This is a genomic window from Kocuria arenosa (genome assembly GCF_042879215.1).
Taxonomy (GTDB): Bacteria; Actinomycetota; Actinomycetes; order Actinomycetales; family Micrococcaceae; genus Kocuria; species Kocuria arenosa.
Map to the genome: position 1 here is coordinate 231634 of NZ_JBHZTA010000004.1, position 15342 is coordinate 246975.

Genomic DNA, 15342 nt, shown 5'->3' on the forward strand with positions numbered 1-15342 from the left:
CGTGCCGATCCGTCCGGGCGACCGCACCCGGAGTCGTCCCCCGGACGACGGGACCGCCCGCACGTGGAGCCGCCGGCTCGCGCTGCTCGTGTCCACCGTGCTGTTCATGGAGCACCTCGACGGCACGATCCTCGTCACCGCGGCGCCGAGCATCGCGGCCGATCTCGGCGTCGGCAGCGCCGAAATCAGCCTCGCGATGACCGTCTACCTCATCACGGTGGCCACGTTCATCCCCGTGGGCGGCTGGCTCGCCGGCCGGTTCGGGCCCCGGCGGGTGTTCTGCGCATCCATCGTCGTCTTCACGCTCGCCTCCCTCCTGTGCGCCGCCGGCGGCAGCCTCCCGGCACTGGTGGCCGCGCGGGTCCTTCAGGGCCTCGGCGGGGCCATGATGGTCCCGGTCGGGCAGCTCATCGTCCTGCGCGCCACGGACCGGCGCGATCTGCTGCGGGCCATCGCCTGGATCACGTGGCCGGCGCTGCTCGCGCCCGTGCTGGCCCCGCTCGTGGGCGGGCTGCTGACCTCCTGGGCGAGCTGGCATTGGATCTTCCTGATCAACGTCCCGGTGGGCGCGGCGGCCCTCGTCGCGGCGCTGCGGCTCGTCCGCGACACGGAGACCGAACACCGGTCCCTCGACGTGCCGGGGCTGCTGTGGTGCACGGTCGCCGTGTTCGGCCTGGTCGCCGGTCTGCAGCTCGTCCCGCACGCCGGGTGGGCCGGCACCGCGGTCGGGCTGCTGTGTGTCGCGGCCCTCAGCGGGGCCGTCGCCGTGCGCTGGCTGCTGCGCACCGCGAACCCCCTGCTGGACCTGCGGGTCTACCGGATCGCTGGCTACCGGGCGGCGAACTCGGGCGGCTTCGTCTACCGGGCGGTCGTCAGCTCGGTCCCGTTCCTGCTGCCGCTGCTGCTCCAGGACGGCTTCGGCCGGTCGCCCGTGGAGTCCGGTCTGCTCGTCACGGCGGTGTTCCTCGGCAACGTGGGCGTCAAGCCGGCCACCACCCCGCTGCTGCGCCGGTTCGGGTTCCGCACCGTCCTCATCGCCTCCGTGTCCGGCGGCGCGGTCTGCATCGCGGCGTTCCTGCTCCTGGCTCCGGGCACGCCCCTGTGGCTCGTCGCCATGCTGCTGCTGGCCAGCGGGGCGCTGCGCTCGATCGGGTTCACCGCCTACAACTCCCTGCAGTTCGCCGACGTGGAACCGGCGCAGATCTCCTCAGCGAACACCCTGTCCGCCACCAGCGCGCAGCTGGCCACCGGGCTGGGGATCGCCGTGGGAGCCCTCGTCCTGCAGCTGGCCTCGGCCGGTGCCGGAATTCTCCCCGAGGCCGGGGCCCTGCTCCCGTACCGGGCGGCCTTCGCCGTCATGGCGGCCCTGCTCCTGCTGCCCCTGGTCAGTGCGCTGCTGCTCCCACCTTCGGTGGCCGAGCACGTCAGCGGGCACGCCACCACCGTCCCGGCGCCACCCCGCCCCCCTTCAGGAAAGAGGACACCATGACCGCTCTGCCCGAACGCCCGCTCAGCGACGCCACGACCCTGCCGGCCCTCGGCTTCGGCACCTTCCCGCACGAAGAGGTGGACTCCGCCGCAGTCACCGAGCACGCCTTGCATCTGGGCTACCGGCTGCTGGACACCGCCCTGAGCTACGGCAACGAGCAGGCCGTGGGCCGCGGCATCGCCCGCTCGTTCGTCCCGCGAGAGGAGATCGTGGTGACCACCAAGATCCCCGGCCGCCACCACGGCTACGAGGGGGCTCGGGAGTCCGTGCGCACCTCTCTGGAGCACCTCGGCCTGGAGCGCATCGACCTGCTGCTCATCCACTGGCCCCTGCCCCGGCTCGACCGCTACGTCGACACCTGGCGGGCCATGATCGAGATGCGCGAGGAAGGACTGGTCCGCTCCATCGGCGTCTCCAACTTCACCTCCGCCCACATCACCCACCTGCAGGAGGCCACCGGGGTGACCCCGGCGGTGAACCAGATCGAGATGCACCCCTATTTCGGACAGCGCCCGCAGCGGCAGTTCCACGCCGAGCACGGCATCCTCACGCAGAGCTGGAGCCCGCTCGGGCGGGGCGGGGCCCTGCTGGCCGAACCGGCGCTGGAGGAGATCGCCCGCGCCCATGGCGTCGGGACCGGTCAGGTCGTGCTGCGCTGGCACGTCCAGCAGGGGGTCGTCCCGATCCCCACCTCCGCGAATCCGGAGCGACGCCGCGTCAACCGGGAACTGAACTTCGAGCTCAGTCCCGAGCAGGTGGCCGCCGTCGACAGGTTGGAGCAGGGTCGCATCTGGGGCCAGGACCCCGAGGAGTACGAGGAGTTCTGAGCCCCCGCTCCACCGGCCCAGGTGCGCGACAGGGCCCCCTCCACCCGGAGGGGGCCCTGTCGTCGTCCGTGGACGGTGTCAGCGCAGGGCGCCGACGGACGCAGCGGCGTCCTTCAGGACGCCGGCGGCGATCTCGAGACCCTCGATGCGGCCCAGGGAGACGTCCTCGTGCTCGATGTTGACCGCCATGTCCGGGTCCACCTCGTGCAGGGCGGTGAGGAACTCGGCCCAGTACGCGGTGTCGTGGCCGCGGCCCAGCGCCACGAAGTCCCAGGCGGAGTTCTTCGGCCACTCGTTGGCCCACTCGTCGCCACCAAGGTTGGTACGGTCCTCCTCGGGCGCGAGGCGGCGGAAGCTGTTGTCCAGCACACCGTAGAGCGCGGCGTTCTCCGTGTTGATCCGCACGTCCTTCGCGGCCGCGTGGAAGATCAGCGGGCCGAGTTCGCGGACCACGGCGACCGGGTCCATCTGTTGCCAGAACAGGTGCGAGGCGTCGAGCTCGACGCCCACGTGCGTGGCGCCGGTCAGGTCGATGAGCTTGCGGACATCGGCGGTGTTGAACACGACGTTCTGCGGGTGCAGCTCCAGGGCCACCTTCACGCCGTGGTCGGCGGCCAGGCGGTCGGTCTCCCGCCAGAAGTCGGCGACGAGACCCCACTGGTAGTCCAGGATGTCCAGGGCGCCGGAGTTCCAGGCGTTGACTACCCAGTTGGGCACGGTGGCCCCCGGCTCCCCGCCGGGCAGCCCGGACATGGTGACCACCCGGGTCTCACCCAGGCGCTCGGCCAGCTGGATGGAGCGGCGGATGTCCTCGGCGTGCTTCTCGCCGATCTCCGGCTTGGGGTGCAGCGGATTGCCGTTGCAGTTGAGGCCGGCGATCGAGACGCCGGTGCCCTCAAAGATCGCGAGATAGTCGTCGCGGGCCGCGTCGCTCTCCAGGATCTGATCCATGTTCGGCACGTGGACGGCCGGCAGGAACCCGCCGGTGTTGATCTCGATGCCGGTCAGACCCAGGTCCGCGATGACCTTCAAAGCCTCGGGCAGGGGTCGGTCGTGCAGGATCGCGTTGTAGACACCGAGCTTCACAGGACGACCTTCTTTCCGTGATTGGCAGCCGAATCCACAGCGGCCGCCAGGATCTCCATGTTGTGCACACCCTCGTCGAAGGAGGCGTTGCGCGGCAGCGAGACGGACTCGTCAACACCGGCGACCTCCTCGAGGAAGGCGCGGGCCTGGTAGCCGAAGGCGTCGTTCTGGCCGAACCCGACGCCGGGGGCGTCCATGGCCAGCCCCTGCGACAGGTAGGCATGGCCGGGGCCCAGGTTGACGGTGCGGTAGCCGTTGGTGGCCTCCGCTCCCTCGTGGAGGAACAGCTCGATCTCGGCCGGGCGCAGCTGGTTGAACCGCGCCGCGCCCTTCTCGCAGAACACCTCGAAGGTCAGGGTGTTCGGGTGCCCGGCGGCCACCCGGGAGACCTCGAGGCTGCCGGCGCCGGAGGCGAACTCCGCCGAGAACGCGGCGTAGTCGTCGTTCTCCACCGGCTCGAACGTGTCGCTGACCTCCACCAGGTGGTGGCCGGTCACCGCGCCCAGCGGCAGCGGCCGCTCGGTAACGGCCGTGGCCAGCCGGCCGCCGGACACGGAGGCGATGTCGCCGCAGAGGAACTCCGCGACGTAGGCCAGGTGGCTGCCGACGTCGGCCAGGGCCCCGGAGCCGGGACCGCCCTTGTAGCGCCAGCTCATCGGGGCCTTCGGGTTGAACCCGTAGTCGGTCCAGTAGCGGCCGCTGAAGTGCAGGACCTTGCCCAGGGTGCCGTCCTGGATGAGATCGCGGATCGCGGCGATGCCGGGCGTGCGCCGGAAGGTGAAGCCGATCCGGGCGATGGATTCGGCCCGCTCGGCGGCGCGGGCCATGGCCTGGGCGTCCTCGAGGGTGTCGCTGAGCGGCTTCTCGCACAGGACGTGCTTGCCGGCCTCCAGCAGCCCCTCGACGGCCCGGCGGTGGAAGCGGTTCGCGATGACGACGCTGACCACGTCGATCTCCGGGTCCTCCGCGACCGCCTCCCAGGACCTCAGGGCCTTCTCGTAGCCGTAGCGGCGGGCCACGTGAGCCCCCAGCGTCTCGTTGACGTCGCCGATGGCGACGTAGCGCAGCGGCGGCAGGACGGGGTCGTAGAGCGTGGGGGCCACGCGGTAGGCGGCCGCGTGGGCCTGGCCTGCCATGCCGGCGCCGATGACGGCGATGCCGATGCTGTCGGTCATGTTTTTCTCCTGGACTGGGGACGGGACGAGGACGGTTCGGGAACGGGAGGAACACGAAGGAAGAGCGGCCGTCGTGCCGGGCCCTGTGGCACCGGTCACGATTGGAGCGCTCCAACGAGCGTAGAATCTTCCTCGGACCGGGTCAAGAGATTTGTCAGGACAAATTCGGGAGAGCGATCGGGGAGAATGCTGTGGTGAACACTCGACCGCCCACCATCTACGACGTCGCCCGGAGCGCGGGCGTCTCCAAGTCCTTGGTGTCCCTCGTCCTGCGCGGCTCCCCCAGCGTCTCGGAGGCCCGGCGGACCGCCGTCCTGGAGGCGGTGGAGCGGCTGGGCTACCGCCCCAGCCAGGCCGCCGCGGCGCTGGCCGGGGCGACGACGCGCACCATCGGGGTGGTCATCGACGACTGGCGGAACCTGTGGTTCGTGGAGCTGCTGCGCGGTCTGCAGGAGGGCCTGGGGCCGCACGGGCTGCGGATCGCGGTCGCCGACCACACGCTCAACGCGCACGTGGAGGCGCACCCGCTGGACGGCTTCCTGTCGATGCGCGTCGACGGGCTGGTGATCGCCACCGAACCGACCGGGGCCATGCGCGTGCCCGAGGGGCTGCCCGTCGTGGTGGCCGGCCACCGGGAGGGCGTGGTGCCGGGTGCCGAGGTCGTCGCTAACGACGACCGACTCGGCGCGCGCCTGGCGACGGAGCACCTGATCGGCCTCGGCCACCGCGGCATCGGCCACCTCACGGGCGGCGGCGGAGCGGCCCGGCTGCGGGCGGAGGGCTTCGCGGCGGCGATGGCCGCGGCCGGCCTCGACCCCCGCACCGTCGCCGGACACGGTGCCACCACGGAGGAGGACGGCTACGTCGCCGCGGTGCGCCTGCTCGACGCCGCTCCGGAGACCACGGCGGTCTTCGCCGCCAACGACACCATGGCCATGGGGGCGCTCGCGGCGGCCGGTGAGCGCGGAATGCGCGTGCCGCAGGAGCTCTCGGTGGTCGGCTACGACGACTCCCCCATCGCCTCCACCCACCTCCTGCGGCTGACCACCGTCGACAGCCGCAACGCGGAGATCGGCGCGGTGGCCGCCGAGCGGCTGGTGGCCCGGATCGGCGGGGGCCCGGACACGGGGGCGGCGGTCCTGCTCGAGCCCGAGCTGGTCGTCCGCGGCTCCACGGCGGCACCCCGCGCGACCGGGTGACGGCGGGGCCCTGCCAGCGCCCCGCCGCCGCGCCGGGGAAACGCGTCAGGGCGCGGCGGGGCCGTCGCCCCGCCGCGCCCTGACGCCGGCCCCCGCTGCCGCTCAGGCGCGGGCGGCCACCGGTGCCGTGCTGTAGAGCTCCGGCCTGGGCTGCATCCGCACGGGCACGATCTCCCCGCTGGTCTGCGCCCGGACGCCGGCCTCGCAGCACGCGGCCGTGGCGTAGCCGTCCCACGCCGAGGGACCGCCGATCTGCCCGCGCGCAGCCGCGTCGACCCACGCCTGGATCTCCCGGTCGTAGGCCTCGACGAAGCGCTCCTCGAAGCCCGGGGTGACGCTGCCGCCCCAGGTGCCGGCCGTGCGGACGTAGGGCTCGGTGTCGCCGCCGATGCCCACCACGCCGGTCTCGAAGGACGCCTGCGTGGCGACCTGATAGCCGAACTGCGCGTTGACGTAGGCCTCCACCTGGGCGAGGATCCCGGACTCGGTCTCCATCAGCACCAGCTGCGGGTCCTTCTGGCCCTCCGGGGCGTTGCGGGTGGAGCGCCCGATCCGGACCTGGACCGAGGTGATCTCCTCCCCGGTGAAGAAGCGCACGGCGTCGAACTCGTGCACCACGGAGTCGTTGATGATCATCTCGTTGGTGAACCCGGGCGGGGTGGTCGGGTTGCGGTGCTGGTGGTGCAGGGTCAGCAGCTCCCCGTAGGTCTGCTCCTCGATCATCCGGCGCAGGGCGAGATAGCCCGCGTCGAAGCGGCGCATGAAGCCGACCTGGATCAGCTGCCGGCCGGCGGCCACCTCGGCCTCGACCACGCGCCAGGAGGACTCCGCGTCCGGGGTCAGCGGCTTCTCGCACAGCGTGGGCAGCCCGTGCTCGATCGCGGACAGCAGCACCTGCTCGTGCAGGAACCCCGGGGTGGCGATCAGGGCGGCGTCGACGTCGTCCCGGTCGAGCACCTCCTGGAAGTCCGTGTGGGCCACCGCGCCGGGGATGTGGGCGACGGCGGCCTCGGCCCGGTCCCGGTCGATGTCGACGACGGCGGCGATCTCGGCGCCGTTGATCCGGTGGTGGATCCGCTCGATGTGGTCGGCGCCCATGCGGCCTGCTCCGACCACGGCTACGCGCAGAGTCTTGGTCATGATGAATCTCCTTCCGCCCGCTGGGGGCGTGTGGACCCGGTCGGTCCGGATGGTGGTGAAAGCTGCGTCGCTCCGTCCCTGCCGCACCTTCGCGGGCGGGACGGGGACGGAGACCCGAGGTCCAGGCACAGCGGCTGGGAGCCGCTGTGCCTGGGACGGGCTGGACTCAGTGGTCGGAGGAGGACGGGAAGGCGAAGGACGCCCCGGACTCGTGGTGCGGCTCGGGCCACCGCTCGGTGACGGCCTTGCCACGGGTGTAGAAGCGCACCCCGTCGGGTCCGTAGATGTGGTGGTCGCCGAACAGGGAGGCCTTCCAGCCGCCGAAGGAGTGCCAGGCGACGGGCACGGGGATCGGGACGTTGATCCCGATCATGCCCACGGTCACCTGCCGCTTGAACTGGCGGGCGTAGGCGCCCGAGGAGGTGAAGATGGCGGTGCCGTTGCCGTACGGGTTGGCGTTGATGACCTCGATGCCCTCGTCGAGGGTGTCCACGCGCAGCACCACGAGGACGGGCCCGAAGATCTCCTCCTCGTAGGCCTGCATGTCCGTAGCCACCTTGTCGAGGACGGTGGGGCCCACGAAGAAGCCGTCCTCGTGGTCGGCCACGATCAGGTCACGGCCGTCCACGACGACGGCGGCGCCGGCCTCCTCGGCGTCGGTGACGATCCGGCGCACGCGGTCCCGGGAGGCGGGGGTGATGACCGGGCCCATGTCGGAGGAGGCGTCCATGCCGTTGCCGACGGTGATGTCCTTGGCCCGGGCGGCGAGCTTGTCCACCAGCAGGTCCGCGGCCTCGCCCACGGCCACGGCCACGGACACGGCCATGCAGCGCTCCCCGGCGGAGCCGAAGGCGGCCGCCGTGAGGTTGTCGGCCGCGGAGTCCATGTCCGCGTCCGGCAGCACGATCGCGTGGTTCTTCGCCCCGCCAAGTGCCTGGACGCGCTTGCCGTGCTTGGTCGCGGTCTCGTGCACGTACTGGGCGATCGGGGTCGAGCCCACGAACGAGATGCCGTCCACGTCCGGGTGGGTCAGCAGCCCGTCCACGGCCTCCTTGCCGCCGTGCAGGACCTGGAACACGCCGTCCGGCAGGCCGGCCCGCTGCCACAGCTCGGCGATCAGCAGGGCCGGGGAGGGGTCGCGCTCGGAGGGCTTGAGGATGAACGCGTTGCCGGTGGCGATGGCGACGGGGGCCATCCACAGCGGCACCATGACGGGGAAGTTGAACGGGGTGATGCCCGCGACCACGCCGAGGGGCTGGCGGAAGGAGTAGACGTCGATGCCGGTGGAGAACTGGTCGGAGAACTCCCCCTTGAGCTGCTCGGCGATGCCGCAGGCGAACTCGACGACCTCGAGGCCGCGGCCCACCTCGCCCTTGGCGTCGGAGAGCACCTTGCCGTGCTCGGCGGTGATCAGCCGGGCGAGGTCGTCGGTGTGGGCGGCCACGAGCTCCCTGAACTTGAACAGCACGGCGGTGCGCTTCGAGAGGGACACGTCGCCCCACGAGTCCGCGGCCTTCCGGGCCGCGGCCACCGTGGTCTGCAGGTCCTCGTCGGTGGCCAGGTGCAGGATGCCGGACACCTCGCCGGTGGCGGGGTTGTAGATCTCCTGGGTGCGGTCCCCGGTGCCGGGGGTGCGCTTGCCGTTGATGAAGTGCTCGACGTGCTGGATCTGCTGGTCGGTCTTGTCGATCTGCTGAGTCATGGGATTCCTCCTTCAGTTGCCGAGCAGCGGACGCTGCCGGGCCTTGTGCTGCTGGTAGACCTCGTAGGCCTCGTTCGTGGACCCGAGGGTGGCGGTGCCGGTGACGGGCACGTCCCACCAGGACTCGGAGCTGGGCGCGTCGATCAGCGGGTCGGACTCCACGTGCACGAGCACGGGACCGGAGCCCTCGGGCACGGCCTTGGCCTGCGCCACGGCGGCCTTCAGCCGGTCGATGACGCCCTCGCCGGGCTCGACGCGCAGCACCCGCACCCCGAGGGACTCCGCGTTGGTGGCGAGGTCGATCGGCAGCGTCGAGCCGTCGTCGAAGCTGTGCCGCTGCCCGTCCAGGTAGCGGTACTTCGTGCCGAAGCGCTGGGACCCCAGCTGCTCCGACAGGGCACCGATGGAGGCGTAGCCGTGGTTCTGGATCAGCACGACCACGAGCTTGAGCCCCTCGGCCACGGCCGTGACGAGCTCGGTGTGCATCATCAGGTAGGAGCCGTCGCCGACCATGACGACGACGTCGCGCGCGTCCTGCGGTGTCCCGGCCCGTTCGGCCTCGGCCACGGCGGCACGCTTGACCCCGAGCCCGCCGGCGATCTCGTAGCCCATGCAGGAGAACGCGTACTCGACGTGGTAGCCGTAGGCGTCCTTGACCCGCCACATCTTGTGCAGGTCGCCGGGCAGCGAGCCCGCCGCGCACACGACGACGTCGCGGTCGTCCATGGCCTCGTTGACGGCCCCGATGATCTCGTTCTGGCTGGGCAGCGGCAGGTGCCGCTCGGCGAACGCCGCGTCCACCGTGGTGTCCCAGCGCTGCTTCTCGGCCTCCACGGTCTCGGCGAGGTCCGCACCGACCCGGTACCCGCCCAGCGCCGTGGTCAGTTCGACGAGCGTCTTGCGCGCGTCGGCGACGATCGGCACGGCGGTGCCCTGCTTGTACGCGTCGAACGCCGCGACGTTGATGTTGACGAAGCGCACGTCCGGGTGCTGGAAGGCGGTGCGGGACGCGGTGGTGAAGTCCTCGTACCGGGTGCCGATGCCGATGACCAGGTCGGCGTCGGCGACCACGGCGTTGGACGCCGTGGAGCCCGTGGACCCGACGGCCCCGAGGCACAGCGGGTGGTCCCAGTCCAGGACGCCCACCGCCGCCTGGGTGTAGGTCACGGGGATCCCGGTGGCCTCGGCGAACTCCCGGAGCGCCTCGGTCGCGAAGGCGTAGTGCACCCCGCCGCCGGCGATGATCACCGGCCGCTCGGCCGCGCGGATGGCCGCGACGGCGGCGCGGACGTCCTCCTCCTCCGGGGCGGGCCGGCGGATCCGCCACTCCCGGGGCGCGAGGAACTCCTCGGGCACCTCGAGCGGCTCGGCCTGCACGTCCTGCGGGAGCGCGATCGTCACGGCACCGGTCTCGGCCGGGTCCGTGAGCACCCGCATGCCGTTGAGCAGCGCGGAGAAGAGCTGCTCGGGCCGCCAGACGCGGTCGAAGTAGCGGCTGACCGGCCGGAAGACGTCGTTGACGGTGATGTCGTTGGCGTCGGGGCGCTCGAGCTGCTGCAGCACCGGGTCCGGGGCCCGGGAGGCGAACTGGTCCGAGGGGAACAGCAGCGCGGGCAGCCGGTTCGTGGTGGCCAGGGCGGCGCCCGTGACCATGTTGGTGGCCCCCGGACCGATCGAGGTGGACACCGCGAAGGTGGCCCGGCGCCGGGTGTGCCGGGCGTAGCCGACGGCCTGGTGCACCTGCGCCTGTTCGTTGCGGCCCTGGTAGTAGGGCATCACGGAGGGGTCCTCGGCCTGGTATTGCTTCAGGGCCTGGCCCACGCCGGCCACGTTGCCGTGGCCGAAGATGCCGAACATGCCCGGGATCGTGCGCTGCCGGTACTCCTCGGCGCCGATCCGGTCCACGGTCCACTGGTTGGCCAGGAACTCCACCAGTGCCTGGGAGACGGAGAGGGTGCGAGTGCTCATCGGGCGGCTCCTTCCTCGACGGGGTGCCCCTTGAGCAGGGACGCTGCGGTGGCCACGGCGCCGGCGACGTCGCCGTCCTCGGGGTAGAGCAGGGTGCGTCCGACCGTCAGGCCCTGGACGCCGGGCAGCGCGAGCGCGGCCTCCCAGGTCGCGAACACCTCGTCGGGCCGGCCGCTCGGATCACCGCCCAGCAGGACGGTGGGCAGGGTCGTGGAGGCCATGACGCGCTCCATGTCCTCGACCACGGGCAGCTTCATCCAGGTGTGCGCCGACGTGCCCCCGAGGCCCTGGGCGATGGCCACGGACCGGATCACGGCGTCGGCGGAGAGGTCGTTGACGATGCCGGTGCCGGTGGTCCGGGAGATGAACGGCTCGACCATCGCGATGAGGCCCAGGGCGGCCAGGGAGTCCACGGCCTTGGCGGTGTTCTCCAGCACGGAGGTCGTGTGCGGGTCCTCGAAGCAGATGCGGGTGAGCATCTTGCCGCCGTCGGCGCCGATCCGGTTCAGCGCCTCGGCGGTGTGACCGGTGAAGCGGTCGTCGATCTCGTTGACCAGCCCGGGCAGTCCGCCGCGGTTCATGGAGCCGAAGACGAGCTTGCCCTCGAGCGCCCCGAGCAGCAGCAGGTCGTCCAGCACGTCCGGTGAGGCGAGCACGCCGTCGACCTTGGGGTCCGCGAGGGCGATCTGCAGGCGGTCGAGCAGGCTGCGCCGGTCGGCCATGGCGCCGCCCTCGTCGCGCACCCTCAGGGCGCCGCGGGCCGCGTGGTCCGCGGCGACGACGAAGTTCTGCCGTCCGTGCACGGCTCCGGGGTGGCGACGACGGGAGTCGGCGGCGCGCTGGACGGCGCGGGGGTCCTCGAGCCGGACCCGGGTCAGGTGCTCGTAGCGGCGCGGGTCCGCCGTGTCGAGCTCGAGGGGGGTGGTGGTGGTCATCGGGTGACTCCTTCGGGTACGGCGCGGCCGCGCTCGCGCAGCAGCTGGAAGACCTCGTCGGGGGTGGGCATGGCGTCGGAGCAGGAGATCTTCGACGCCACGATCGCGCCGGAGGCGTTGGCGTAGTCGAGGACCTGCTCGAGGCTCCAGCCCTGGTTGATGCCGTGGCAGAACGCTCCGCCGAAGGAGTCCCCGGCGCCGAGGCCGTTGACGGTCTCCACCGGGACCGGCGCCGAGACCACCCGCTCCTCGCGGGTCTTGGCCATGACCCCCTCGGGGCCGAGCTTGACCACGGCGATCCGCACGCCGGCCTCGAGCAGCCGGTCGGCCTGCTCGTCGGGGGTGCCCTCCCCCACGGCCACCGCGCACTCCTTGTCGTTGCCGATCGCGATGCTCACGTGGCCGAGCAGCTCGTGGACCTGCGCCCGGGCGTCCTCCTCGGACTCCCAGAACATGGGCCGGTAGTCGAGGTCGAGGATCGTGTGCTGATCGGCCCGCAGCTGCTCGCGCGGACGGGCCTCGTGCGCGGCGAAGTGGGCGGCGCGGGACGGCTCCTGGCACAGGCCCGTGACGGTGGACCACAGGATGCGCGCATCGGCCACGACCTCGGCGTCGATCTCCTCGGGGCGGATCTGCAGGTCCGGGGCCGTGGGGAAGCGTCCGTAGAAGTACAGCGGGAAGTCCTCCGGCGGGCGGATCGCGCAGAACGTGGCGGGGGTCTGCAGCCCCGGCACGGCGCTCACGAACCGGTCGTCCACGCCGTAGCGGGTGAGCTCGCGGTGCAGGTAGGTGCCGAACGGGTCGTCGCCGGTGCGGGTGATCACCGCGGTGGACTCGCCGTGGCGGGCCGCGGCGACCGCCACGTTCGACGGCGATCCACCGAGGTACTTGCGGAACGTGGTCACGTCCTCGAGGCCGACGCCGATGTCGTCGGGGTAGATGTCGACGCTGATGCGTCCGAGGGTCACGACGTCGTAGCTCATGCGTGGGCCTCCGCCTTCTGCGCGTTCTGCTGCTGCGTGCGAGCCGTGGCGGCGCGCTCGGTCATCTGCTCCAGCTGGTAGCGGGAGACCTCCACGGCGTTCTCGTTCTCGGCGAAGACCGAGGAGACCATCACGGAGTCCTCGCGGTCCAGGAAGCCGTTGGTGGCGAGCCCGTCGAAGAACTCGTCCCAGTCGACGTCGCCGTCGCCGATCTTCAGGTGCTGGTGCACCCGGGCGGCGTTGCCCGGGGGGTTGGTGATGTAGCGCAACCCGTGCGAGCGGTGGTGGTCCATGCTGTCGGCGACGTGGACGACGCGCAGCCGGTCCCCCACCGCGGCCATGATCTCGCCCGGGGCGTCCGCCATGTGGAAGGTGTGCGGCGCCACGTAGGCGAAGCCGAGGTTCGGGGAGTTCACGCCCCGGATCACCCGCCAGGCGGCCAGTCCCTGCTCCACGAAGTCGTCGGGGTGCGGGTCGATGGCGATGTGCACGCCCTCGCGCTCGATGAGGGGCAGCAGCTCCTCCATCGAGCGGTAGAACGCCCGCTCCGACTCCTCGGCCAGCTCGGGCCGGCCCTGGAACTCGGTGTTCATCTGCTGCACCCCGAGGTCCACGGTCATCCGGATGGCGCGCTTCCAGTACCGCACGGCCGCCTCGCGGGCGTCGGGGTCCGGGGCGGACCAGCGCAGCACGGGCAGCACGGAGGCGATCTGCACCCCGGCGGCGCGGCAGGCCGCCCGCAGGTCCGCGACGAGCCGGTCGTCGGCCTTGGGGTGGTTGAAGAAGGGCAGGAAGTCGGCGTGGGGCGTCAGCTGCAGGTGGTCGTAGCCCAGGTCCGCCGCGAGCTGCGGGAACTCCAGCAGCGAGTGGGTGGAGTGGAACGGTGTGGGATCGAGGGCGATCTTCATGGACGGTTCTCCAGGTCGGTGGGGCGCGGACGGGTCAGCGGACGCGGGTGCGGGAGCCGCAGCCGAGCAGATAGGAGCGCGTGCGGGTGGCGATGGGCAGCGGGACGTCGAAGGAGGAGACGGGGTACATGTCCTGCTCGACGATGCCGAAGATCGGCCGGTCCAGCTTCTCGACCTCCGTGATGACCTCCGCGAGGTCCGGCAGGCCGGCGGGCGGCTCGACCATGACACCGGCCAGGTTGGCCGCCGCCCAGGTCAGGTTCTCGCGCCGCACGCGCTCCATGATCACGGGGTCGATCTGCTTCAGGTGCAGGTAGCCGATCCGCTCCGGGTACTTGCGGATGAGGTCCGCGGAGGACGCGCCGCCGTACTCGGCGTGGCCGGTGTCCAGGCACAGGGTGACCAGCTCGGGGTCGGTGCGCTGGAGGAAGGTCTCGATGTCGGGCTGGCCGCACACGTGGGAGTCCGCGTGGGAGTGGAACTGCTGCTGGAGGCCGTACTCCTCGCGCAGCACCTTCCCCAGCCGGTCGTGTCCCGCGCAGAGGGCGTTCCACTGCTCGGTGCTCAGGTGCTCGTTCTCGAGGGCCTCGCCCGTCACGTCGTCGCGCCACATGGCCGGGATGACCACGATGTGCTCGCCGCCCATGGCGGCGGTCAGCTCGGCGACCTTCCGCGCGGGCTCCCACGCCTCGCGCCACTGGTCGGCACCGCGGTGGAACGCCGTGAAGACCGTGCCCGCCGAGACCTGCAGGTTCCGCTGGGCCAGCTCGTCCGCGAGCCGGGCGGGGTCCGTGGGCAGGTAGCCGTAGGGGCCCAGCTCGATCCAGGAGTAGCCGGCCTCGGCGACCTCGTCGAGGAAGCGCTCCCACGGCGTCTGCCGGGGGTCGTCGGCGAACCAGACGCCCCACGAGTCCGGGGCGGTGCCGATCAGCACGGGGTTCTTCTGCTGGGCCGCCGCGTCGGCGGTCGTGGTGGTCGGGTTCTGCTGCGCCATGGTGACCTGCTTTCTGGTGCTGGACCGACGTCCGGGGAAAGACGCCGGGCGCCCGGCCGATCAGTGGTCCGGATCACAACCAGAATACGACATCAGGTCAGTTTGTAAAGACATACCGTCTAACCCTGACGAGAGAAGTGATGCCGCACGCAGCTCGGGACCGCGCCCGGCAGGAATACGCCGACAACAGTTCCGTCCGCTTTTGTCCTAATGTCTTGACATGTCTTCCGGCCCGGTGGGACAGTGGCTCCGGACGAGGTGCGGCAGGACCCGACGCTCGGCATCCGGACATCCCGGCCGCAGCACGGCCCCCGCGCGCTCCGCACCCGTCGCTCGTCCCCGCGCTGCCCTTCCCCGCCGGCCGCCGGCCGACGTGCTCCCCGGGCTCCGGCCTGCTTCCGCCACGGAGCGCGCTGCGACCGCTCCCCGCACGCGCCACCCACCGAAAGGACCCGCTCATGCCCCTCGTGCGCATCGACGTCACCGAGAACCGCCGCTCCCCCGCACAGCTCCGCGACCTGGCCGACACCGTCCAGGACGTCATGCTCGACACCTTCGCCGCTCCGCCCCGCGACCGCTACCAGATCGTCACGGAGCACAAGCCCGGCCAGATCATCGCCGAGGACACCGGTCTCGGCTTCACCCGCACCGATGACCTCGTGATCATCCAGGTCGTCCAGCAGGGCCGCAGCGAGGCCCAGAAGCAGGCCATGTACCGGGCACTGGCCGACCGCCTCGAGCAGCGCACCGGGCTGTCCCCGCAGGACCTCATCGTCTCCGTCACCGAGAACACCCGGGAGGACTGGTCCTTCGGCGAGGGCGTCGCGCAGTTCCTCGAGGGTCAGCTCTGAGTTCTCGGACGCCCCGACCACGAGGAAGCCCGACCACGAGGAAGCCCCGTCCACGGGCATCGTGGACGGGGCTTCCCGTGTACCG

The 15342-nt window shown here is 71.7% G+C and carries 13 protein-coding genes; 4 read left to right on the top strand and 9 right to left on the bottom strand.

Features of this window, described 5'->3' with window-relative positions; genetic code table 11:
• Position 1: 1 nt before the first annotated feature.
• Together ACFYE3_RS09425 and ACFYE3_RS09430 are read left to right on the top strand one after the other, a co-directional pair.
• The gene (locus ACFYE3_RS09425; protein WP_387608365.1) at positions 2 to 1489 is read left to right on the top strand and encodes an MFS transporter; all 1488 of its coding nucleotides are present in this window, start codon (positions 2 to 4) and stop codon (positions 1487 to 1489) included.
• On the top strand, positions 1486 to 2316 hold the full coding sequence (locus ACFYE3_RS09430) for an aldo/keto reductase (protein WP_387608366.1): 831 nt from the start codon (positions 1486 to 1488) through the stop codon (positions 2314 to 2316). The genes ACFYE3_RS09425 and ACFYE3_RS09430 overlap by 4 nt, the downstream gene beginning before the upstream one ends.
• Before the next feature lie 78 nt (positions 2317 to 2394).
• On the opposite strand, the gene ACFYE3_RS09435 is transcribed toward ACFYE3_RS09430, so the two are convergent.
• Positions 2395 to 3402: a sugar phosphate isomerase/epimerase family protein gene (locus ACFYE3_RS09435; protein WP_387608367.1), complete on the bottom strand. Its 1008-nt coding sequence runs from the start codon at positions 3400 to 3402 to the stop codon at positions 2395 to 2397.
• Positions 3399 to 4577: a Gfo/Idh/MocA family protein gene (locus ACFYE3_RS09440; protein WP_387608368.1), complete on the bottom strand. Its 1179-nt coding sequence runs from the start codon at positions 4575 to 4577 to the stop codon at positions 3399 to 3401. The genes ACFYE3_RS09435 and ACFYE3_RS09440 overlap by 4 nt, the downstream gene beginning before the upstream one ends.
• Positions 4578 to 4768: 191 nt before the next feature.
• Here ACFYE3_RS09440 and ACFYE3_RS09445 point away from each other — a divergent pair, with 191 nt between their 5' ends.
• The gene (locus ACFYE3_RS09445; RefSeq protein WP_387608369.1) at positions 4769 to 5776 is read left to right on the top strand and encodes a LacI family DNA-binding transcriptional regulator; all 1008 of its coding nucleotides are present in this window, start codon (positions 4769 to 4771) and stop codon (positions 5774 to 5776) included.
• Positions 5777 to 5878: 102 nt separating this feature from the next.
• Here ACFYE3_RS09445 and ACFYE3_RS09450 read toward each other — a convergent pair whose 3' ends face one another.
• From ACFYE3_RS09450 to ACFYE3_RS09480, 7 genes are all read right to left on the bottom strand, one after another.
• Positions 5879 to 6916, bottom strand: coding sequence for a Gfo/Idh/MocA family protein (locus ACFYE3_RS09450; RefSeq protein ID WP_387608370.1), 1038 nt, complete (start codon positions 6914 to 6916; stop codon positions 5879 to 5881).
• A gap of 166 nt (positions 6917 to 7082) precedes the next feature.
• Complete coding sequence (locus ACFYE3_RS09455; protein WP_387608372.1) at positions 7083 to 8618, bottom strand: CoA-acylating methylmalonate-semialdehyde dehydrogenase; 1536 nt, start codon at positions 8616 to 8618, stop codon at positions 7083 to 7085.
• Positions 8619 to 8630: 12 nt separating this feature from the next.
• Complete coding sequence (iolD, locus tag ACFYE3_RS09460) at positions 8631 to 10586, bottom strand: 3D-(3,5/4)-trihydroxycyclohexane-1,2-dione acylhydrolase (decyclizing) (RefSeq protein ID WP_387608374.1); 1956 nt, start codon at positions 10584 to 10586, stop codon at positions 8631 to 8633.
• Complete coding sequence (locus ACFYE3_RS09465) at positions 10583 to 11521, bottom strand: Cgl0159 family (beta/alpha)8-fold protein (protein ID WP_387608376.1); 939 nt, start codon at positions 11519 to 11521, stop codon at positions 10583 to 10585. The genes iolD and ACFYE3_RS09465 overlap by 4 nt, the downstream gene beginning before the upstream one ends.
• Complete coding sequence (iolC, locus tag ACFYE3_RS09470) at positions 11518 to 12504, bottom strand: 5-dehydro-2-deoxygluconokinase (protein WP_387608378.1); 987 nt, start codon at positions 12502 to 12504, stop codon at positions 11518 to 11520. Before iolC ends, ACFYE3_RS09465 begins: the two co-directional genes overlap by 4 nt.
• Complete coding sequence (locus ACFYE3_RS09475) at positions 12501 to 13412, bottom strand: sugar phosphate isomerase/epimerase family protein (RefSeq protein WP_387608381.1); 912 nt, start codon at positions 13410 to 13412, stop codon at positions 12501 to 12503. The genes iolC and ACFYE3_RS09475 overlap by 4 nt, the downstream gene beginning before the upstream one ends.
• A 34-nt stretch (positions 13413 to 13446) precedes the next feature.
• Positions 13447 to 14406, bottom strand: a complete 960-nt coding sequence (locus ACFYE3_RS09480; RefSeq protein WP_387608384.1) for a sugar phosphate isomerase/epimerase family protein — start codon at positions 14404 to 14406, stop codon at positions 13447 to 13449.
• A gap of 458 nt (positions 14407 to 14864) precedes the next feature.
• Between ACFYE3_RS09480 and ACFYE3_RS09485 the strand changes: the two genes are divergently transcribed.
• Positions 14865 to 15257, top strand: a complete 393-nt coding sequence (locus ACFYE3_RS09485) for a tautomerase family protein (protein ID WP_387608387.1) — start codon at positions 14865 to 14867, stop codon at positions 15255 to 15257.
• Positions 15258 to 15342 lie beyond the last annotated feature (85 nt).

What these genes read in the sequence shown, in the direction of transcription:
- ACFYE3_RS09430 (WP_387608366.1), top strand. Translation starts at nt 1,486, where the DNA reads ATGACCGCTCTGCCCGAACGCCCGCTCAGCGACGCCACGACCCTGCCG.
- ACFYE3_RS09440 (WP_387608368.1), bottom strand. Translation starts at nt 4,577, where the DNA reads ATGACCGACAGCATCGGCATCGCCGTCATCGGCGCCGGCATGGCAGGC.
- ACFYE3_RS09450 (WP_387608370.1), bottom strand. Translation starts at nt 6,916, where the DNA reads ATGACCAAGACTCTGCGCGTAGCCGTGGTCGGAGCAGGCCGCATGGGC.
- ACFYE3_RS09455 (WP_387608372.1), bottom strand. Translation starts at nt 8,618, where the DNA reads ATGACTCAGCAGATCGACAAGACCGACCAGCAGATCCAGCACGTCGAG.
- iolD (WP_387608374.1), bottom strand. Translation starts at nt 10,586, where the DNA reads ATGAGCACTCGCACCCTCTCCGTCTCCCAGGCACTGGTGGAGTTCCTG.
- ACFYE3_RS09465 (WP_387608376.1), bottom strand. Translation starts at nt 11,521, where the DNA reads ATGACCACCACCACCCCCCTCGAGCTCGACACGGCGGACCCGCGCCGC.
- iolC (WP_387608378.1), bottom strand. Translation starts at nt 12,504, where the DNA reads ATGAGCTACGACGTCGTGACCCTCGGACGCATCAGCGTCGACATCTAC.
- ACFYE3_RS09475 (WP_387608381.1), bottom strand. Translation starts at nt 13,412, where the DNA reads ATGAAGATCGCCCTCGATCCCACACCGTTCCACTCCACCCACTCGCTG.
- ACFYE3_RS09480 (WP_387608384.1), bottom strand. Translation starts at nt 14,406, where the DNA reads ATGGCGCAGCAGAACCCGACCACCACGACCGCCGACGCGGCGGCCCAG.
- ACFYE3_RS09485 (WP_387608387.1), top strand. Translation starts at nt 14,865, where the DNA reads ATGCCCCTCGTGCGCATCGACGTCACCGAGAACCGCCGCTCCCCCGCA.